A 20,079-nucleotide genomic window follows, 5' to 3' on the forward strand; every position below is an offset into this window, starting at 1 on the left:
AGCCCCTAAAGGACCTGTCGCATCGTCGATCCGAAGTACGTCATTCGGCCGCGACGATCTTTCCGTTCTTGACGCGAAGAATCACGGGCGTGTAGGTCCCACCCCGATCCTGATCGAAGGAGAAGCGCCCCGAGCCGACGATGGAGGCCTGGTCCTTGATGGACTGAAGCGCGGCGCGAATCTGCTCGCGCGTTGGATCGGAGCCTGAGGACTTGATGACCGCCGCCGCCATCTTCACCGCCGAATAGCCCAGCGCGGCACCAAAATCCGGCTGCCGGTTGAAGCGCTTTTCGTAGGCGGCAACGAAGCGCTTGTTGTCGTTTCCGGCGAGTCCCGCGAAGTAGTCGGCCGGATAAATGGTCCCTTCGACCGCGCCCCCGCCAATGGTGAGGAACTGACCCGCCCCCATCGCAGGTCCGCCCATGAACTGGACCTTGGCGTCGATGCCGTTCTGGCGCGCCTGCACGGCGAAGTTCCCGGCCTGCTCGCCCCCTAGCGCCATGAACAGCGCCTGGGGCTTCGAACCAATCATCTTGGATTGCAGCGCCAGGAAGTCGCTGTCGGCGGCGAGCACCGAATCATCGAACACGACGTTGACTCCATGCTCCTTGAAGCACTTCAGTGCCGCGTCATGCTGTGCCACCGCGCCGTCGTTGTCGCGGGCGACCACAAGTGCCACCGACTTGGTGCCTAGCTTCTTCACGGCATAGTTGCAGACTTCGATGGAGACCGCGCTCGGGCTGGCGGGCATCCGGAAGCTCCACGGCCCTGCCTTGTTGATCCGGTCGGAAACGGCGGTCGGAGAGAGCATCGGGATCTTCAGATCATTAGCTACCGGCGCCGCCGCGATTCCTTCAACGCTTGAACTGGGACCGAGGATCATCAGCGCCTTGTCGCGGCTCGCGAAGCGATTGATCAAGGCGACGACCTGCGACTTCTCGCTACCGGTATCCTCGACAATCACTTTCAGCTTGTCTGTGCCCAGATAGCCGCTCTCATTCAGCTCGGCGATCGCTACATCCATCCCCTCGCGACTGGGCACTCCGACCCAGGCGTATGTCCCCGTCAGCGCCACGGGGGCACCAATGATGTATTCCTTCGGCTGCGCGTTCGCTGCGTTCGCAGAAAGTGCCACGGCGAGCCCGGTTCCGAGCCCCACCCAACGCCTCAAAAAGTGCCTTTGCTTCATGGTTATTCCTTCGAGAAAGAGTGAGTGAGCGCAGAATGAACGTTGGTTGCCGAGTTCATGGGAGGGAAGTTCTGAGTCGCTCATTCGGCGGTGCCGATCTTTCCGCCTTTGACCCGGAGAATTAATGGCGTATAGCTTCCACCTCGATCTTCATCAAAGGAGAAACGGCCTGCTCCGATGATGGAAGATTGGTCTTTGATGGACCGCAGCGCGTCGCGAATCTGATCGCGTGTCGGATCGGGCCCCGAGGACTTGATGGCCGCCGCCGCCATCTTCACCGCCGAATAGCCCAGCGCGGCACCAAAATCCGGTTGCCGGTTGAAGCGCTTTTCGTAGGCGGCAACAAATCGCTTATTGTCGTTTCCGGCGAGTCCCGCGAAGTAGTCGGCGGGATAAATGGTCCCTTCGACCGCGCCCCCGCCGATGGTGAGGAACTGACCCGCGCCCATCGCAGGTCCGCCCATGAACTGGACCTTGGCGTCGATCCCATTCTGGCGCGCCTGTACGGCGAAGTTTCCGGCCTGCTCGCCGCCTAACGCCATAAACAGCGCCTGAGGCTTCGAGCCAATCATCTTGGACTGCAGCGCCAGGAAATCGCTCTCGGCGGCGAGCACCGAATCGTTGAAAACGACATTGACGCCGTGCTGCTTGAAGCACTTCAAGGTGGCATCGTGCAGCGTCACGATGGCGTCGTTGTCGCGGGCAACCACCAGCGCCACCGACGTGATGCCCAGCTTCTTAACGGCATAGTTGCACACCTCTATAGAGACCGCGCTCGGACTGGCGGGCATTCGGAAAGTCCAGGGCCCTGCTTTGTTGATCCGGTCGGATGCGGCGGTCGGAGAGAGCATCGGGATCTTCAGGTCGTTGGCAACGGGCGCCGCCGCCATGCCTTCGACGCTGGAACTGGGGCCGAGAATCATCAGCGCCTTGTCGCGGCTCGCGAAGCGATTGATCAAGGCGACGACCTGCGACTTGTCGCTTCCCGTATCCTCGATGAGCACCTTCAGCTTGCCTGTGCCCAGATAGCCGCTGTCGTTCAGTTCGGCGATCGCGACATCCATACCCTCGCGGCTGGGCACCCCGACCCAGGCGTAAGGCCCTGTCAGCGCCACAGGAGCGCCGATGACGTATTCCTTCGACTGCGCGCTCGCTGCATCCGCTCCCAGTGCCATCGCGACCCCCATCCCGAGTACCGCCCAACGCCTTGAAAGATGCATTGTCTTCATGGTTCGTCCTTTGAAAAAGTGAGCGAAGACGCGCCGAGTAGCGGCTAGGCCGCTTCTCCGAGGTAATGCGTGGCGATTTCGGGGTCATTGCGAAGCACCTCGCTGTCGCCTTGCCGCACGATGCGTCCGCGCTCCAACACATAGGCCTTGTTGGAGATCTGAAGCGCGCGTCGGGCGTTCTGCTCGACGATGAGGATCGTCAGCCCGTTTCGATTCAACATACGAAGCGTGTCGAATACCAGGTTGACCATGACGGGCGACAGCCCCAGGCTTGGCTCGTCCAGGAGCAATATCTCCGGGGCCCCCATCAATGCGCGTCCGATGGCAAGCATCTGCTGCTCGCCCCCGCTGAGCGAGCCCGCAACCTGGCCTTGTCTTTCCTTCAGCCGGGGAAACAACTCGAACACATCGCCGAGGTCATACCGCGCTTTGCGCGCTCCCCGCGCCTGCGTGCCGAGTTCCAGATTCTCCCGAACGGAAAGCGGCGCCAGGATCTGGCGCCCTTCCGGCACCAGCAGCATTCCATGACGGGCGATGCGAAAGCATTCGAGCCCGAGCAGGGGCCGGTCCATGAACACCACTTCGCCTCCGGCATCGGGCTGTGCACCGACCAGGGTGTTGAGCAGCGTCGACTTGCCGGCCCCGTTGCTGCCGATGAGCGCGACCGTGGCGCCTGCGCTGACCTCCAAGGACACCTGGTCCAGCGCGAGGATGCCTCCGTACTTGGAGCTGAGATTCTTCACGCGGAGCATTGCTCGTCTCCGAGGTAGGCGGCGATCACCCGCGGGTCGTTGCGCACCTCGCGCGGCGTGCCACTGGTCATCAGTTCACCGGCGGCAATGACGTGCACCTGGTCGGACAGCGACATGACGAACTGCATGTTGTGTTCGATCAGAAGGAGCGCGATGCCCTCCGAGGCGAGGCGGCGAAAGTGCACAGCCAATTGCTGCGCCTCGACGTCGTTCATGCCGGCGACCGGCTCGTCGAGGAGAACGACGCGCGGCTTCATCGCCAGCGCGCGCATGATTTCGACGCGCCGCTGGTGCCCGTAGGAAAGCTCACCGGCCAGGAAGTCGCTGTAGCGTTCCATGTCGAACATGGCGATCAGTTCCCGGGCTCGCGCGTACGCCTGGGCCTGCGCCGCGCGAGCCGTCCCCAGGCCGAACACTTCGGCCATTGCCGATACGCCCTGGTGGTGGTGACAAGCCACCGCGATGTTCTCGACGACGCTCGCCTCGTTGAGCAGGCGCACGTTCTGGAACGTGCGTGCAATGCCCAGTCTCGCCACCTGGCCCGGCTGCTGCCGATGGATCTCGGCGCCATCCAAGAGAATGCGCCCTTCGGTCAACGCCGTCAGGCCGGCGATCATGTTCACGATGGTGCTTTTGCCCGCACCATTGGGACCGATCAATCCAGTGATACGGCCGGCAGGAACGCTCAGGCTTACGCCGCGAACCGCCCAGAGTCCCCCGAACTGCCGCGAAACGCCGTCGAGTTCAAGCAGTGACATTGGCTCGCCCCGCGTCGAGTTGTCCCGTGAGGGCAAGCCGCGTGCGCCGGCGACGCGTCGCCAGTGCGAGCGAATCGGCAATGCCCAGCGGCAGGTAGATGATGACGACCATCAGGAGCGCGCCGTGGATGACCAGCCGGTTCTCGGCGAAGGGTCGCGCAACCTCTGGCAGCAGGGACAGGATCACGGCTCCGACGATCGGGCCCAGCACGGACCTGGAGCCGCCGAGCACGACGAACGTCAGGACCGACACCAGCATGTTGAATCCGAACTCCTCCGGAACCACGACGTGGTTGTAGCAAGCCATCAGCGCGCCGGTCGCGCCGGCGATGGCCCCGCTCAGCCCAAAGGCCAGAAAGTGATAGTGGGCGACCCGAATGCCAAGCGAGACGGCAACGGTCTCGTCCTGCCGGATGGCGTCGAAGGCGGCGCCTGCGTGCGAGCGGCCCATGCGTATCAGCAATAGCAGCACGATGGCCAGAAACACGAGGAGTTCCGCGAGTCCGACGGAGCGCGGTATCCCATTCAGACCAAGCGGGCCGCCCGTCCAGTCCGCGTAGTAGAGAACCAGCGACAGATTGATCTGCACGGCCGCCACCGTCGCGATGGCCTGGAACACCCCGCGCAGTCGGCTCAACGGAATGGCGAGCACCAGCGCCGCCCCCGTGGCGACCAGTGTCCCGGCCAGCACCGCGATGGGCGTGGACGCTCCGAAGCGAAGCACGAGCCCGCCTGCGGTGTAGGCTCCCATGGCAGCGAGCGCCGCGGTCGCCACGGAGAAAACGCCCACGCGCAAGACAACGTATTGACTCAAGGCAAGGCCGCAATTGAGGATCGTCAGACAGATGAGTGGCACGAAGCTGGCAAGGTATTCGTTCATGGTGATGGGCTCATTCGCGGCAGACGCGGCGCTCTTTGCGGATGTAGCCGAAGAATCCTGTGGGTCGCACCAGCAGGGTGACGAAGAGAATGGAGAAGATGATGGCGTCGCTCAGGCCGGTGGAGAGGTACGCGACCGTCAAGGTCTGCACGATTCCCAGCAGCAGGCCGGCCAGCAGGGCGCCCGGAATGCTGCCGAGGCCGCCGAGGACGATCACCACGAATGCCTTGAGCATGTAGCCTTCACCCATCATGTAGTGCACCGAGTTGTAGGCGATGCCGATGAGGACGCCCGCGATGCCGGCAAAGGCACCCGAAATGAAGAAGGCCTGGAAATAGATGGCCTGGGAATTGATCCCCAGCAGAGCGGCCGCGCGCTCGCTCACGGCCACGGCGCGCAACTGTGCGCCGAAGCGCGTGTGGAACAGATAGAAGATCAGTGCCAGGAACAACACGAGCGCCGTGCCGACCATCACGCAATTGATGAGGGTGACGCGCAGCCCCAGTATCTCGAACACCACCACCGGAAAGGTGCCGAAGGGGTATCGCAGGACCCGCGTCTCCGACAGGCGCTGCACCACGCTCATGATGATGAGCCCGGCCCCAACGCTCGAGATGATGGCCGAGAATTCCGGCGCGCGGCGTTTTCGAAGGGGTCTGAAAGCAAGATGATCGAGTGCAACGTTGAGCATGCCGGCGCATGCGGCGGCCATCACGAAGACCAGGGCAATCGGCAACTCAAGGCGTGTCACGCATACCAGTCCGGTGAACGCGCCGACCATGAAGACCGCGCCATGGGCCATGTTCAGGATGTGGTTCACACTGAAGATCAGGGTGAAGCCGAGTGCGAACAACGCGTAGACACTTCCTGCCACTACCCCGTTGAGGAGCTGCTGGCCGATCATGAGAAGTACGCTGCGCGCGTTCTCCGGTGAAGCGGCAATGCCGCGCGGCCTTGCCGGCGCACGGAAAGGAACAACGGATGCATGCCCTTGTCTCCAGGGTCGATTTGTCTCATGCGGCGAGTATTGGCAGGACTGCCGGGGCGCGTCTAATGAGTTCTGCCGAGGGGGTATAAGATCTTCAAATGCCGCTGGTCCCTCAGAACTTTCAGACGCTGCGATGTTTCGCGGCGGTGGCCCGCGCAGGCTCCATATCTGTCGCGGCCCAAACGCTTCACCTCAGCCAGCCTGCTGTCAGCCTTCAGATCAAGAGCCTGGAGTCCTTGATCGGGCTGGTGCTCTTTCATCGCTCGCCCAGTGGCCTGGTGTTGACGACCGAGGGGGCGCGCCTGCTGCTGGAAGCCGACAAGACCCTGCTCGCCCTCGAAGGCTTCGGTCAGCAGGTGGCCAAACTGAAGGGCACGCATCAACAGATGCTTCGGATCGGCACGATCCTTGACGCGGAGGTCATCAAGCTGGCCTCGTTCTTGAAAGAACTGGTCAGTTGCGCGCCAAAAGCCGAGCTCAGGCTGACGCACTGCATGAGCGACGAGGTCCTGATGAAGCTGTCTCGGCAGGAGTTGGATGTCGGTTACTGCCTGGAGCTGCCGCCGGCCGGTGGCGCCGCCGGCACCCGCGATCGGATTGCATCGCCAAATGACAGGCTCGCCATCAAGACGCGCTTCCATTCCGAACCTCTGCGCAACGTTCTCTATCGCGTCGCCGCACCTGCGCAGTGGGAGGCACGCGTTCGCGGCAAGAACTGGAAGAGCCTCGCCAAGCTACCTTGGGTCTCCGCGCCGGAATTCTCAGCTCACAGTTGGTTGCTCACGTCGGTCTTCAGCCCGCTAGGCATCACGCCCCAGCGATCGGCAACCAGCGATCGGGAAGCGTCGATGCTGGACCTCGTGGAGTCCGGCGTCGGATTGAGCCTGGTCCGCGATTCGATTGCCGAGGCGGAAGCCGCCGCGCGCCATCTTGTGATTGCCGATCGCGTGAGCATCGAGTGCCAACTTCGGTTCGTGAGCCTGCAGTCTCGCCTGAACGAACAGTCGATTTCGCAGGCATGGAGCGCCATGCGTCACGCATGGTCGACCAAGCCGCGCGCCCGGCGTCCTGCCGCCTAGGACCCGGGCGATACAATGAACGGTTGCGTGCGGGACGCTGGCATGGGAGTGATGCCACGCCGAGCCCGCGAAGACACAAGCAGGGAACGGGGTGGGATCGGCGGTCGGAAGAAGGCAGTCGGAAGCGGAAAAACCGGGCGCTTCGCGTCGACGCTGCCGCGCTGCCGGCATGCGGCCGCGCATTTCCCAGGACTCATTGCGTCCTGGCTTTTCAAGCTTGCATGGCCCGGCTTCCCCCGGAATTTTCGCGGGCTGCAGGCATTTCGGATTTCGCGTTCGGATGGCGTTTTCGCGGCCCGCCGGTGGCGAAGCGCTGTCCTTCTTGGCGCGCGACTGTGGAGGTGAACGGATGGAACTAGAGTTTGAGCCCGCAGTGCTCGACTGCGTCTCGGAAGAGGCGGCGCGCTTGGAATTGGGACTGCACCTTTGCCTGCAGTTCATCCGGACGTTGTCTCGGCGCTGCGATGACGCCCTCGCGGAAAACGGCATGGGGCGCGCCCATCATCGGGTCCTCTTCCTTGCGACGCGAGATGTGCGGCTTACCGTTGGCGAGATGGGTGCGTTGCTCGGCATCAGCAACCAGGCCCTCTCCCAGGTTCTCAAGCGGCTTTTTTCGCAGGGCTATCTGACGCAGGAGGTTGATCCTGACGACAGGCGAAAGCGCGTGATTCTGCCGACACCGCAAAGCTTCGAGCTCATGCGCCGGCTCGATGATTTGCAGAAGGACATTTTCAATCGCGGCTTCCACCATGTCGGAGCGAAAGGTACCGTCACCTTCTTCCGCACCTTGGCTGCCATGCTGGAGCCCGAGTCGGCCCAGGTCCTGACCGTGTATGCGGGCCGGTTGGATGCCTTGGGGCAGGACTGCCTGTTGAAGACAATCTCTGGCGTTGCGCGAAGCAAGCCGCACTCCCGAAGGAAAACAACGCCCAAGGCGTAGAGGGACGGGGCTGGGGTCGGGTCCGCGCCGCCAATTTAATCAAGCTAGACTAAATAGTTAAGTGATGTTGACATAAATCGCCTTAGCCGGTTAGAGTGCAGCCATTGCAACTAAAGGGTGGCGGTAGCCCCAGCCAGTGGGGCTGCCGCCTAGAACGATGGGTGTCATCTCGCTCTTCGATTACGGCGCAGCGCGCCATGCGGACCGTCCCTGTCTTGAAGACGACCTGGAGGTTCGGACTTACGAAGAAGTCCGCGATGCTTCGCACCGCATCGCTCTGGCGCTCGGCGCTCGGGGCGTGGTGCCGGGCGACAAGATCTCAACCCTGAGTCCCAACGCGGTCACAATGGTCGAAGCGATGCTCGGCATCTATCGTGCGGGCTGCGTCTTCGTGCCGCTGAACGTCCTGAATTCCGAAGAAGAGAACAGCACCATCATCCAGAATAACGACGTTTCGGTGCTGTTCTATCACTCGAAGTTTTCCGGCGTGGTGGAGCGTCTTCTGAAAGTGTGCCCACGAATCAGGCTGTCGATCCGGCTCGATGCGGGCGAGCGTTCCGATCAGCGACTGCGCGAGATCGCCGCGGCCTACACCGGCGAGGCGCCGGACCCCGGAGCCTCGTTTCACGACCTGGCATCCATCTACAGCACCGGCGGAACCACGGGCGCGCCCAAGGGCGCCATGATTTCCGGGCTCGCCTGGGATGTACAGGCGGCGAGCTTCTTCGCCGCGATGCCGGTTCGAGCGCAGCCGGTCTACCTTGCCGCCACGCCCATGACGCATGCCGCGGGTTGCCTAGCGATCTATCTGTTCGCCGCGGGCGGCCATGTGATCATGCACGATCGCTTCGAAGCCGGACGCTTCCTCGCAACGATCGACGAGCGCCGCGCAACGCACGTGCATCTGCCGCCGACCGCGATCTACATGCTTCTGTCGCATCCCGATGCGGCCAAGCACGACTACAGCTCTCTCGAATGCTTCCACTACGCTTCCGCACCGATGTCGGTGGAGAAGCTCAAGCAGTGCATGGAGATCTTCGGGCCGGTCATGGCCCAGACCTGGGGCCAATCGGAAGCGCCTCTCATATGTACCTTGCTCACGCCCGATGATCATCGGCTGGCGGTGGAGTCGCCGGACCATGTTTCGCTTCTCGCAAGCTGCGGCCGTCCCACGCTGATGACGCGCGTCGAGGTCATCGATGATTCGGGCCGCTTCCTGTCGGTAGGGGAAATGGGCGAACTGGTGATGAACGGGCCGCTGGTCGGGCTCGGCTACTACCGCAAGCCGGACGCTACGGCTTCCACCTTCGTCAACGGATGGCTGCGCAGCGGGGACATCGGCTACAAGGACGCCCGCGGCTACGTCTTCATCTGCGACCGTAAGAAAGAAATGATCATTTCCGGCGGGCTGAACATCTATCCGGCCGAAGTCGAACAGGTGGTCTGGTCGCATCCAGCGGTGCAGGAATGCGCGGTGATCGGCGTGCCCGACGAGAAATGGGGCGAGGCGGTCAAGGCGGTGATCGAACTCAAGCCGGGGATGAGCGCGTCCCAGGAGGACCTGCTGGCCCTGTGCAAGTCCCGGCTTGGCAGCGCCAAGGCGCCCAAGAGCATCGAGATCTGGCCTTCCCTGCCGCGGTCGGCCGTCGGCAAAGTCAGCAAGAAAGAAATCCGTGCCCGCTTCTGGGATGGCACGGGGCGCTCGATCTAGCATCTCGAACGGCGAACACTTCGCCGGCGTTTGAAGACGCCAAAGAAGAAGGAGACATCATGTCAGGACCATGTATTGTTGGATGGGGCCACACCGCCTTCGGAAAGCTGGCCGGCACGTCGCTCGAGGACATGATCGTCGAGGTGGCGCGGCAAGCGATGGAGGACGCAGAAGTCGCGCCTTCGGAGATCGACGAGATCGTACTTGGCAACTTCAATGCCGGCCTCGACGAGCAGGATTTTCCATCGTCACTCGTGCTTCAGGCGCACCCTGACCTGCGGTTCAAGCCCGCCACCCGAGTCGAGAACGCCTGCGCCAGCGGGTCCGCGGCCGTCTATCAGGGCCTGAAGTCGATCCGTGCGGGCGACGCGCGCATCGTGCTGGTTGTGGGCGCGGAAAAGATGACGCATCTGCCCGGCACAACGGTGCGCGACATTCTCGTGCGCGCGTCCTATCGAAAGGACGAGCACTACACAGCTGAGGGCGGCTTTGCCGAAGCCTGGGCGGACATTCAGAACGAATACGTCCGCTTGCATGGTCCCCAGGACGATGCATTGGCGCGGATCGCGGCCAAGAACCATTACAACGCCACCTTCAATCCATGGGCGCATATTCGGAAAGATCTTGGTTTCGAGTTCTGCCGCCACGTCAGCGAGCGCAACCCCATCGTGGCCGGGCCGATCAAGCGAAGCGACAGCTCGCTGGTGTCGGACGGCGCGGCAGCCATCATCTTGGCCAGTGAAGACGTTGCCCGAAGCAAGCACAAGGCCGTAGCCTTCAGGGCCGCCGCGCACGTCAGTGACTTCATGCCGACAGCGCGCCGCGACATGCCTGCCTTCGAATGCACGGCCACGGCATGGTCGCGCGCGTTCGAGCGGGCGGGAGCAATCGTGCACGACCTGGACTTCGCGGAGGTGCACGATTGCTTCACGATTGCGGAACTCCTCCAGTACGAGGCCATGGGGCTGACGCCCAAGGGAAAGGGTGCCACCGCCATCGACGAGGGCTGGGTCCTTCGTGATGGCCGCCTGCCGATCAACGTGTCGGGCGGCCTGAAAGCCAAGGGGCATCCGATCGGCGCCACGGGGGTGTCGATGCACGCGCTCGCCGCGATGCAATTGACGGGCACGGCGGGCAGCCTCCAGGTGCCCGGCGCCGGACTTGGCGCGATCAGCAATCTGGGCGGTTCGGCCTGTGTGACCTATGTCAGTATTCTGGAGCGGCTGGTGTGAGCACGGCGACGTGCCCGCCGCGCGATGCGTCCGCGAGCCTCGGCTCGCATCGGACGTAGCCGCGGCCGACACCGTCCTGTCGCCACTACCACTGGCTGGACATCACCAATGTCGCGCCGGCAGCCAACATGCCTCCGACGGCGTGCGCCACTGAGATCTCGACGCCCGGCACCTGTGCCGCAGCCGTGCCGCGGATCTGGCGAATGGACTCCAGCACCGCGAACATGCCATAGCGGCCCGAGTGCGTGTAGCTCAAGCCACCGCCATTGGTATTGAGCGGCAGCCTGCCACCCGGGGCCGTGTTCCTGGCACGGATGAACTCGGCACCTTCGCCCGGAGCGACGAAGCCCAGTGCTTCGAGGCCCATGATCGGCAGGTGCGCGAAGGCGTCATAGACCATCAGATGATCAACGTCCGACGGTTTGATTCCCGCGTCCTGGAAGGCGCGCGGGCCTGAACTCGTGAACGCCTTCGGAAAATCGTAGTTCGCCACCTGGCTGGGCAAGCCTGCGTCGTAGGCCTCGGCCGTTCCGAGAACGTACACTGGCTTGTTCGGAAAGTCCTTTGCCCTTTCCGCCTTGGTGACGATCAATGCGCCTCCCCCGTCCGTGACCAGGCAGCACTCGAGGCGATGGAGCGGATAGACGATCATGTCGGAGCGAAGAACGTCCTCGACCGTCAGCGGGTCCTTCTTGGCCGCGCGCGGATTCCTGGCTGCCCATTCGCGCTGAATGACGGGAACCGTTGCCAACAGCTCGGGTGTGATGCCATAGGTTTTCAAATAGCGGGTGATCGGCAGCGTGACCAGTGTCAGCGGGAGGGTGGCGCCGAACGGCAGTTCGAACTGGCGATTCAACTCGGTGAAGCCCATGTCGATGTAGCCCGCGCCCACCTTGGAACGGCCGCTTTCGCCGTGCGTGACGAGCACCGTCGTGCAGTAACCCGCCTCGATCGCCGCGATCGCATGCCGGACATGGATGAGGAACGAGCACCCGCCGGCCTCGCTGGCGTCGACCCACGCGGGCTCTATGCCCAGGTAGCCCGCCACGCCGATCGCCGGCTCGCCGCAGGTCGCGATGCCGTCAATGTCGCCCGGCTTCAGTCCGGCGTCGCGCATGGCGTTGATGGCTGCGTCCGCATGCAGTTGCAGCTGCGACATCTCGGGCACGCTCCCGATGCGTGACGTCTCGGCCGCCCCCACGATGGCCACACTGGGTTTCTTCGTCATGCCGAGACTCCTTCCCTGACCGGATAGGGTTCGAAAAGCGGCAACCAGATGTCGTCGCTCGCCTTCTTGAAGATGACCTTGAGCCGCATGTCCAGCTCCAGGGACTCGGGGCTCTGGGGACAATTCACGATGTTCGTCAGCATCTGCGGGCCCTCCTCAAGGCGCACCACCGCGATCGAATAAGGGGGCGTGAACCCCGGCACAGGCAAGTGGCTGATGACGTAGGTCAGAAGGGTCGCCACGCCCGAGGCGCTCACCACTTCGAGCTTGTCCGACAGGCAGTGCGGACAAAACGGGCGCGGCGGAAAGATGGCCTTGGCGCACGCCCGGCACTTTTGAAATCGAAGTTCCCCCGCTCTTGTGCCTTCCCAGAAGAACCGGGTCTCCGGCGTGGGTACGGGCAGGACGGGCGTGGGCGAGGAAGTAGGCATCGTTGGCAACCTGCATGAATGAATTGAAGCTATACCGACGCACCGCCGCTGACGAACAGCACTTGCCCGGTGATGAAGTCCGACTCCGGCGTGCACAGCAGATAGACGCCTCCGGCGGCATCCTCCGGTTCGCCCTGCCGGCCGAGTGCCGTCCGGCGGTTCATCTCCGCTAACCCGGCTTCGTCGAGTCCGACACGGAATTCGCGGTCTCCCACCCGCGTCACGTCCGGGCCCTCGGCGCCATGCACGCGCGTGAGGCGCGTACGGATCAGCCCGAACGCCACGCAGTTCACATTGACCCTGTAGCGGCCCCACTCCTTGGACAGGGACTTGGTGAGACCCACCACCGCGGCCTTCCCCGACGCATACGCCGCCTGTCCCGGAATGCCGCAGATTGCCATGGACGAGACGTTCACCACCTTGCGATGCACCGTGAGTCCGCGCTGGGCCTCGTCCTTGGCGGCGGATCTGATGAAACCGGAGGCGGCACGCAGGATCCTGAAGGGCGCGACCACATGGATGTCCAGCATGGCCTGGAAGTGATCGTCCGATGTGTTTTGAATGGACCGGTCCCATCCATACCCGGCGTTGTTGACCAAGATGTCGATGCCGCCGAAATTCGACAGCGTTGTGTTGACCAGCCTTTCGGCGAATCCGTTGGCGCAGACGTCGCCCACCACGGCAACGGCCTTCGCGCCCTGCGCGCGCAGATCGGCCACCGCCTGTTCTGCCTCCGCTTCATCGATGTCGTTGACGACGACCGACGCCCCCTCCTGCGCCAGCTTGCGGGCCACGGCAAGCCCGACGCCCCGGCCAGACCCGGTCACGATTGCAATCTTGTCGTTCAACTTGGTCATCGCTGGCTGCTCCTGAAGGGAGATGGTGTTGGGCGCTTGGGCGCCGGGAGTGGAACGAGGGCTTGCGCAGCCCCAGATACGTCGACGGGATTCGACCGTCGCCATCGGGAAGATCTATACGCGCAGATTTGCCGCCAAGGCCCGATTCCTGATTTCGCGTTCACGAAGCGTCCGTCTCTCGACCTTCCCGCTCGTGGTCACCGGCAGCGAATCGACGAACTCGATTTCGCTCGGGACGAAATGTTTTGCATGACCTTCCGCGACGTACGACTTCAAGCTCGCCTTCAAGGCCTCGCCGGCCAATGCCTCGTCCCTGGGTATGACGAAGGCCTTGATGATCTGACCGCGCAGAGCGTCCGGAACGCCGATCGCGACGGCCGCCGCCACCTCTGGATGAGAAGTGAGACAGCTCTCGATTTCCGCGGATCCGACCCGGTAGCCGGAGGTCTTGATGACATCGTCGTTCCGACCCGCGAACCAGAAGTAGCCTTCTTCGTCGACGCGCGCCAGATCGTTCGAATGGAACCACCCCCCCCGCATCTTTTCCGCCGTCGCCTGCGGGTTCTTCCAGTAATCGAGCAGCATCAACGGACTCGGCGCGCGCACGGTGATCTCGCCGATCTCTCCGACCGGCGTCGGCGAACCGTCGGCATTCTGGAGCATCACCGTCATGCCGGGAAACGGCTTGCCCAGAGAACCGTAGCGCGGACTGATCAGCTGCGGCAGATGCGCGAGCACCATGTTGCATTCGGTCTGTCCATACCCTTCGTTCGGCAGCACGCCGAACTCGTGGGACGACCAGTCGACCAGCTCCTGCGTGATCATCTCGCCGCCGCTGAAGAAAGATCGCAACTTGACCGAAGGCTTCTTTCGAACCTGCTGGAGCATGCGAAGCATGGTCGGGATCAGGAAGGCGTTGCGAACGCCATGGCGGCTCATCAGTGCGAAGGCATGCTCGGCATCGAAGCGGCTCTTGGGCCGGCACGCGACGATAGGCTTGCCGTGCCAGAGCGTGGGCAACAGCACGGCGATGATGCCAGCACCCCAGGACCAATCCGCCGGCGACCACATCACGTCGCCTTCCTGGCCGAAATTGTTGTGCAGCATGCTGAAGCCCGGAATGTTGGCCAGCAGGAAGCGATGAGCGTGCATCACGGCCTTGGGCGCCCCCGTGCTTCCGGACGTGTAGCAGATGTAGGCCACCTCTTCCGCGGCCGTGTCGACCGTCTGGAACTCATCGCTGGCTTCGAGCATTTTCTTGCCAAAGTCGATGGCGCCCGCCTCTTCGCCATCGACCAGGAAGATCGCCCTCAGGCTCTCGACCTTTGCCTTCAGATTGACAAGCTTCGGGTAGTTCTCCTTGTCGGCCACGATGACGCACACATCGGCGGCCGATGCGCGCTCGGAAATCGCGACCTCCCCGTACATGGTTGAAATCGGCACGAAGACCGCCCCCATCTTCATGCAGGCGACATATGTCAGCACCGCTTCGACAGATTGGCTCTGCATGATCATCACTTGATCGCCGCGTTTCACGCCGTAGGCCGCGAGCATGTTGGCCACCCGGCAGGCGGCGCGATCGAGCTGGCGGAAGTTGTAGCGCACGCTCTTTCCGTCCTCCGCCTCGAAGATCACCGCTGGCGCTTCGGGTGTGGCAATGGCATGCCTGTCGCACACCGCGGCGGCAAAATTCAGGCGGGTTGGAATCCGCCAATCGTTCCCGCTGATGATTTCGCTGATGCGGATGTCCGGTGTCATACGAGATCCTTGATCAAGGGTGAGCCAAGCTTATTGGTAAGACGCGGCGCCTCGCTTGAGAACCCACTTGCCGCCCTCGATCACCGACATGAACGACGAATACGAGCCGGCATGCTGCTGGGGGCCGAAGGTGAATGAAAGATTTCCGAACCTGTCTTTCTGGTCCTTGATCTGCTCCATCCCCTTGATGAAGCCTTCCGTCGTCAGCTTCGAGCCTGCGTTGGCGAGGCCGGTGACGACCAAGTCAGCAAACACATAACCCAGCACCGCGTTGGTATTGGGCTGCTCGCCGAACCGCTTGGCGTAGTCCTGTCGCCAGGCCATGCCTTCCTTGGAGGCATCGGACTCCACGAAGGAATGGAAGGAGACGAGCCCTTCGGTAGTGTTGCCCGGCACCGCGGCCGTGACATTGTTGTAGGCGGGGGTCGCCGATACGAAGTCCACATTCCAACCCATCTGCCTGGCCGTGGTGTAGATGGCAATGGTGTCGCGGATCACCGAGCCCAGCATGACGGCGTCGCAATTCGCCTCGCGCAAGCGGATAAGCTGTGCCGTGAAGTCCGTATCGGTGGGCCGGTGCTTGGTGTCGGCCACAACCGTCATGTTGTACTTCTTCAACTGCTCGTTCACGCCGTCGCGAAACTCCAGACCGGCGTCGTTGTCCATGTACATGAGGCAGATCTTGCTGTGCTTCTTCTCCTCCACGACGTACTTGGTGGCAAGGCGCATGTTGTCGTAGTAAGTCGACACCGCCCCCCACTTGTACGGGCTCAGCGGTTCCTGCAGGGATCTTGAGAATGCCATCGGGAACATGTTCGGCACTTCGGCCTTGAGTTGAATGTCATTCAATACGGCGTTGTTCATCGAGGTGCCTTGCGAGCCGATCATCAGGAACACGTCATCCCTGTTGATCAGCTTGTTGGCCGCCTGGAGCGCCTTCGGCACCTGGTACTGCATGTCCTCCACGATGTAGCGGATCTTGCGACCGTTGATGCCGCCCTTGGCGTTGACCTCCTCGAAACGCATTCGCATGCCGTTGACCGCCGGCACGCCGGCGCTGGCGGTAGGGCCGCTGAGATCCTGGTATGTTCCGATGCGTATTTCGTCGGCCGTGACTCCCCTGACAGCCTTCTGGGCGCCGGCCGCGAACGGCACGGCAATCAACATGCTGGACACGATGGCACTGATGATCAATCGCATGGGTATCTCCGATGTTTACTGGTTGAGCCCGAGGTATGCGGCGCGCACTTCAGGGCTCTTCAAGAGAAGTGCGCTTTTCCCTTCCGCAACTATTTGTCCTGCTTCCATGATGTAGGCATAGCTCGCCAAGCGGAGCGCACGCATGGCGTTCTGCTCCACGAGCAGGACGCTCACTTGCCGCTCCTCGTTGATCCGGGCGATGTTTCTGAAAATCTCGTCGACCAGTTGCGGGCTGAGGCCCAGGGACGGCTCATCGAGGAGGACCAACTCCGGATTGCTGATCAGCGCTCGCCCGATGACGAGCATCTGCTGCTCCCCGCCGGACAGCGATGAAGCCGCCTGGCGCTGGCGCTGTTCGAGTTTCGGAAAATACGAGAAGACCGCCTCCAGGTCGACTTGGGCGTGTTTGCGGCGGCCCGCGAAGGTGCCCATCATCAGATTGTGCAGAACGCTCAACGAAGGGAATATCTCCCGGCCCTCGGGGACATGCGCGATGCCCAGTCGAGCCGTTCCATCAGGCGAGAGTCCTTTGGTGCTGGCGCCGTTGAACTCGATTTCGCCTTCGGATCGGACCCAGTTGGAGATGGCTCGGAGAATGGTCGACTTTCCTGCGCCGTTCGCGCCCAGGATGGCGACCATTCCGCCCCGCGGCACCTCAATTGACACGCTTTCCACGGCCTTGGTCGTTCCGTAGTAAGCGGAGAGATTCCTGAGAGAAAGAATCCGCTCATTCATCGCGCGCGCTTCCCAGGTAGGCGGCGATCACTTCGGGATGCCGCAGCACCTCGTCAGGCTTGCCGACGGTGAGGCACTTGCCCCAGTTCATGACCAGGATCGCATCAGACACTTCGCGAACGAATTTCATGTCGTGTTCGATCAGGACGATGGATATGCCGAGCTTCTCTCGAACCGCCAGCAACCGCCTGGCCATGTCATTTGACTCCGTCGTGTTGAGTCCGGCGACGGGCTCATCCAGCAGCAGGACGCGCGGCTCGACTGAGAGTGCGCGGACCACCTCTAGCAGTTTTCGGTACCCATAGGGCAATTCGCCGACGAGTGCGTCCTGAATGCGGGCGAGCCCGAAATCCTTCAGGAGTCCAAGGACGAGATCTCTGTTGGCCTGCTCCCTGGCGGCCTTCGTGGGCCAAGCCAGCAACTCGGCCCAGAAGGTGGTGCCACGGTGCGTATGGCGACCTGCCAGGGCGTTGTCCGTGACGCTGAGTTGCTTGCAGAGCTCCAGGTTCTGGAAGGTGCGCGCCAGGCCGCGGGAGGCCAGCGTGTGCGCGGGGGCAGCCGTGATGTCCCGGCCTTCCAGCACGACGCGGCCGGCGTCGGCGTCATACATGCGGCTGATCATGTTGAGCACGGACGTCTTGCCGGCCCCGTTCGGTCCGACGATCGAGAATATCTGGCCGGGCCTGACGTCGAAGGACACGCCGGCAACGGCCTTCACGCCTCCGAAGCTCAGGTGAAGATCGCTGACCTCAAGCGCGTTCATGATGCCGTTCCCTTTCGCGCGAGACTTCTCAGCCGTCCCTCGATGCCCTCCGGTTCGAAGAGGATGACGAATACGAGAATGATCCCGAAGATGCCCGGCTCCAGCCCCGGCAGGTTGCCGATGCCTTGCGGCAGATAGTCGCGCAGCACCGCAATCCCCGCGGGCAGCAGGCCGACGAGGAAGGCGCCCACGATCGCGCCGCGCACGGAGCCCAGCCCGCCGACGACGATCATGAGAAACATCTCGATTGACATCGCTACGGTGAACACGTCGGGCGACAGGTAACTCACCCTGTGCGCGAAGAGCGCGCCCGCGACACCAGCGAAACCTGAGCTGAGCGCGAACGCCAAGGTCTTGTAGTAGGTGACGTTGATGCCGAGTGCGCGTGCAGCGGGCTCGCTCTCACGCAGCGTCATCCAGGCGCGGCCGGTGGCGGAATGAATGATGTTCCGTGCTAGCCATACGCATACCGCAAGTACGACGACGCACACGAAGTACAGGTTGGAACCCTGCGCGATGTCGAAGCCCAAGAATGGCGCCTTGGGCGTCAGGGCGCCCTGGACCCCGTTCGTGAAGGATTCCCAGCTGACGAACACATGCTCCACAATGGACGCGAACGCCAGGGTGCAAACCGCCAGGCTGTGCATCGGCATGCGCAGAACCGGGAAGGCGAAAAGAAAGCCGACGAAGGCCGTGACTAGGGTGGCGGTCACCATTGCAAGCGGCAGCGGGAGCCCTTGCCTCAGCAGATAGACATGGAGATAGGCTCCGATGCCGACGAACGCCGCATGCGCCAGCGACACCTGCCCCGCGACGCCGGACAACAATGTCAACCCGATCCCCGCAATGGCATAAATCAGGACGGTACTGAACGTGTCGATGTAATACGCATCCAGCAGCAGCGGCGCAAGCAAGGCCATCGCAAAGAATGCGACGCTTTGCAGACGTGAGCTCCAGAAGGCCTTGGTGCTCACCATTTTTTCAAGCTGCTCCATTCCGGCACCTACACCCTGCTGCGCGCCGATTGCGGGAAGAGTCCCTGTGGCCTGACGACTAGGACCGCGAACAGAAACACGAAGCCGGTCACCTCGTGCATGCCCGTTGGCAGATACCGGGCCGCGAATTGCTCTACGACGCCCATCATCAACGACGCGACCAGCGCACCCGAGATACTGCCGAATCCTCCCAGGATCGCCGCTGCGTAGGCCTTGAGGCCCAGCGCCCCCATGTTCACGTCAGCGAGCGCGATCGGAATGAACAGGATGCCGGCGATGGCCGACAACGCCGCCGAGGTTGCCCACGTGGCCGCGAAGACGCGCCTGACCCGGATCCCCATCAGATAAGCGGCAAATCGATTCTGCGCGGTCGCCTGCATCGCGATGCCGATCCGGGTGAAGCGGAAGAAGGAGTAGATCGAGCCGCACAGGACGGCGGTGCCCCCGATAACGGCAAGCCTGTCGCCGCTGACGACAGTGGATCCGATGTGGGCGACCTGACCGGAAAACGGCGTCAGCACTGCCAGCGGCTGATAGCCCCAGACAAGGCCGGCGCCAGAGCGCATCACGTAGCCGATCGCGATTGTCAGAATGACGGCAGTCAGGTGCGGCTTGCCGATGACGTGCCGCATCAGACCAAGTTCCAGCAGCCATCCGAAAATGCCCATCGAGATCGCAGCGAGAAGCACACCCACGATATAGGGCAATTTCAGGGTCGCGATGAACGTCACCCCGACCATGGCGCCCAGCATCATCAGGTCGCCCTGCGCGAAGTTGATGGTGTCGGTGGCTTTGTAGATGAGAACGAAGCCCAGCGCCACAATGGCGTAGATGCACCCTACCGTCAGCCCGCTGATGACCAGCGTGATCAGAGTCTGCATCTTGTCTCTCCTGATCGTGTAAGGCCAGGATGGAGACGGACGAGGGGCGATAACGCACGGACTGCGCCGCGCCAGGTCCGGGGTCCTCTACCGCGCGGCCAGGAATGCGTTGAGGCACCGGCCGCAGGATTCGCGCATGTAGCAATGAATGTCATTACACAGTTCGAACAGGGTACCGCGCACCCTGACGATCGTCTCCGTCTGTTCTCAGTTCTCGTACTCTACGCGCGGGCCGATATTTATGTCAATACATATTAACTATTCATATTGCTGAATATTAGTTGGTGAGACGGCAAACCCCTTGAGTGTGGAGCCCTTGGCGCATCGAGATCAACCCGTGCATAGATAATGTCGACTGCGGGCTGCGGTGTCGCAGCACCTCGCCGATCACGGCAAACGACTCCGCGAAGCATGTGCACGACCAGCCCGAACTGGTGCGAGCCACGGTGCCACCTCGACGCCGGCTCGCGCCA

Annotated in this window: 19 protein-coding genes and 1 pseudogene; 4 read left to right on the forward strand and 16 right to left on the reverse strand. The window is 62.6% G+C overall.

Annotated elements, in window-relative coordinates:
* Positions 1-40 precede the first annotated feature (40 nt).
* The 6 genes from HB681_RS27310 to HB681_RS27335 all read right to left on the reverse strand — a co-directional run bounded on the left by HB681_RS27310 (position 41) and on the right by HB681_RS27335 (position 5,712).
* Positions 41-1,189, reverse strand: coding sequence for an ABC transporter substrate-binding protein (locus tag HB681_RS27310; protein WP_213958011.1), 1,149 nt, complete (start codon positions 1,187-1,189; stop codon positions 41-43).
* An 80-nt stretch (positions 1,190-1,269) separates the two neighbouring features.
* Positions 1,270-2,418 (reverse strand): ABC transporter substrate-binding protein, encoded by a 1,149-nt coding sequence (locus HB681_RS27315; RefSeq protein ID WP_213958012.1) that lies wholly within the window; start codon positions 2,416-2,418, stop codon positions 1,270-1,272.
* Positions 2,419-2,462: 44 nt separating this feature from the next.
* Positions 2,463-3,170, reverse strand: a complete 708-nt coding sequence (locus tag HB681_RS27320) for an ABC transporter ATP-binding protein (protein ID WP_218511088.1) — start codon at positions 3,168-3,170, stop codon at positions 2,463-2,465.
* On the reverse strand, positions 3,158-3,928 hold the full coding sequence (locus HB681_RS27325; RefSeq protein ID WP_213958014.1) for an ABC transporter ATP-binding protein: 771 nt from the start codon (positions 3,926-3,928) through the stop codon (positions 3,158-3,160). The genes HB681_RS27320 and HB681_RS27325 overlap by 13 nt, the downstream gene beginning before the upstream one ends.
* Positions 3,915-4,808 carry a branched-chain amino acid ABC transporter permease gene (locus HB681_RS27330; protein ID WP_213958015.1) on the reverse strand — a complete coding sequence of 298 codons (894 nt, stop codon included), beginning with the start codon at positions 4,806-4,808 and terminating at the stop codon, positions 3,915-3,917. The genes HB681_RS27325 and HB681_RS27330 overlap by 14 nt, the downstream gene beginning before the upstream one ends.
* A 10-nt stretch (positions 4,809-4,818) precedes the next feature.
* On the reverse strand, positions 4,819-5,712 hold the full coding sequence (locus HB681_RS27335; RefSeq protein ID WP_213958016.1) for a branched-chain amino acid ABC transporter permease: 894 nt from the start codon (positions 5,710-5,712) through the stop codon (positions 4,819-4,821).
* Between the two features lie 182 nt (positions 5,713-5,894).
* Between HB681_RS27335 and HB681_RS27340 the strand changes: the two genes are divergently transcribed.
* From HB681_RS27340 to HB681_RS27355, 4 genes are all read left to right on the forward strand, one after another.
* Entirely contained in the window at positions 5,895-6,875 is a 981-nt protein-coding gene (locus HB681_RS27340; RefSeq protein ID WP_213958017.1) for a LysR family transcriptional regulator, read from the forward strand.
* A gap of 349 nt (positions 6,876-7,224) precedes the next feature.
* Positions 7,225-7,815 (forward strand): MarR family winged helix-turn-helix transcriptional regulator, encoded by a 591-nt coding sequence (locus tag HB681_RS27345; RefSeq protein WP_213958018.1) that lies wholly within the window; start codon positions 7,225-7,227, stop codon positions 7,813-7,815.
* Positions 7,816-7,972: 157 nt separating this feature from the next.
* The gene (locus tag HB681_RS27350; RefSeq protein ID WP_213958019.1) at positions 7,973-9,526 is read left to right on the forward strand and encodes an AMP-binding protein; all 1,554 of its coding nucleotides are present in this window, start codon (positions 7,973-7,975) and stop codon (positions 9,524-9,526) included.
* Between the two features lie 59 nt (positions 9,527-9,585).
* Complete coding sequence (locus HB681_RS27355) at positions 9,586-10,758, forward strand: acetyl-CoA acetyltransferase (RefSeq protein ID WP_213958020.1); 1,173 nt, start codon at positions 9,586-9,588, stop codon at positions 10,756-10,758.
* A gap of 85 nt (positions 10,759-10,843) precedes the next feature.
* Here the strand turns inward: HB681_RS27355 and HB681_RS27360 are convergent, their stop codons facing one another.
* From HB681_RS27360 to HB681_RS27400, 10 genes and pseudogenes are all read right to left on the reverse strand, one after another.
* Positions 10,844-11,986 carry a thiolase gene (locus HB681_RS27360; RefSeq protein WP_213958021.1) on the reverse strand — a complete coding sequence of 381 codons (1,143 nt, stop codon included), beginning with the start codon at positions 11,984-11,986 and terminating at the stop codon, positions 10,844-10,846.
* Positions 11,983-12,243, reverse strand: coding sequence for an OB-fold domain-containing protein (locus HB681_RS38835; RefSeq protein WP_345944762.1), 261 nt, complete (start codon positions 12,241-12,243; stop codon positions 11,983-11,985). Before HB681_RS38835 ends, HB681_RS27360 begins: the two co-directional genes overlap by 4 nt.
* A gap of 15 nt (positions 12,244-12,258) precedes the next feature.
* Positions 12,259-12,417: pseudogene (locus tag HB681_RS38840) on the reverse strand (zinc ribbon domain-containing protein); the annotation flags it as partial.
* Between the two features lie 29 nt (positions 12,418-12,446).
* Complete coding sequence (locus tag HB681_RS27370; protein ID WP_213958023.1) at positions 12,447-13,274, reverse strand: SDR family oxidoreductase; 828 nt, start codon at positions 13,272-13,274, stop codon at positions 12,447-12,449.
* 114 nt (positions 13,275-13,388) lie between these two features.
* On the reverse strand, positions 13,389-15,032 hold the full coding sequence (locus HB681_RS27375) for an AMP-binding protein (RefSeq protein WP_213958024.1): 1,644 nt from the start codon (positions 15,030-15,032) through the stop codon (positions 13,389-13,391).
* A gap of 30 nt (positions 15,033-15,062) precedes the next feature.
* Entirely contained in the window at positions 15,063-16,232 is a 1,170-nt protein-coding gene (locus HB681_RS27380) for an ABC transporter substrate-binding protein (protein WP_213958025.1), read from the reverse strand.
* Positions 16,233-16,247: 15 nt separating this feature from the next.
* Positions 16,248-16,967 carry an ABC transporter ATP-binding protein gene (locus tag HB681_RS27385; RefSeq protein WP_213958026.1) on the reverse strand — a complete coding sequence of 240 codons (720 nt, stop codon included), beginning with the start codon at positions 16,965-16,967 and terminating at the stop codon, positions 16,248-16,250.
* Complete coding sequence (locus HB681_RS27390; protein ID WP_213958027.1) at positions 16,960-17,730, reverse strand: ABC transporter ATP-binding protein; 771 nt, start codon at positions 17,728-17,730, stop codon at positions 16,960-16,962. Before HB681_RS27390 ends, HB681_RS27385 begins: the two co-directional genes overlap by 8 nt.
* Positions 17,727-18,725, reverse strand: coding sequence for a branched-chain amino acid ABC transporter permease (locus HB681_RS27395; RefSeq protein ID WP_213958028.1), 999 nt, complete (start codon positions 18,723-18,725; stop codon positions 17,727-17,729). The genes HB681_RS27390 and HB681_RS27395 overlap by 4 nt, the downstream gene beginning before the upstream one ends.
* An 8-nt stretch (positions 18,726-18,733) precedes the next feature.
* A complete protein-coding gene (locus tag HB681_RS27400) occupies positions 18,734-19,606 on the reverse strand; it encodes a branched-chain amino acid ABC transporter permease (RefSeq protein ID WP_213958029.1) in 873 nt (290 codons plus the stop codon).
* Between the last annotated feature and the right edge of the window lie 473 nt (positions 19,607-20,079).

This window comes from Variovorax sp. dw_954 (genome assembly GCF_018449755.1).
Lineage (GTDB): Bacteria > Pseudomonadota > Gammaproteobacteria > Burkholderiales > Burkholderiaceae_C > Variovorax.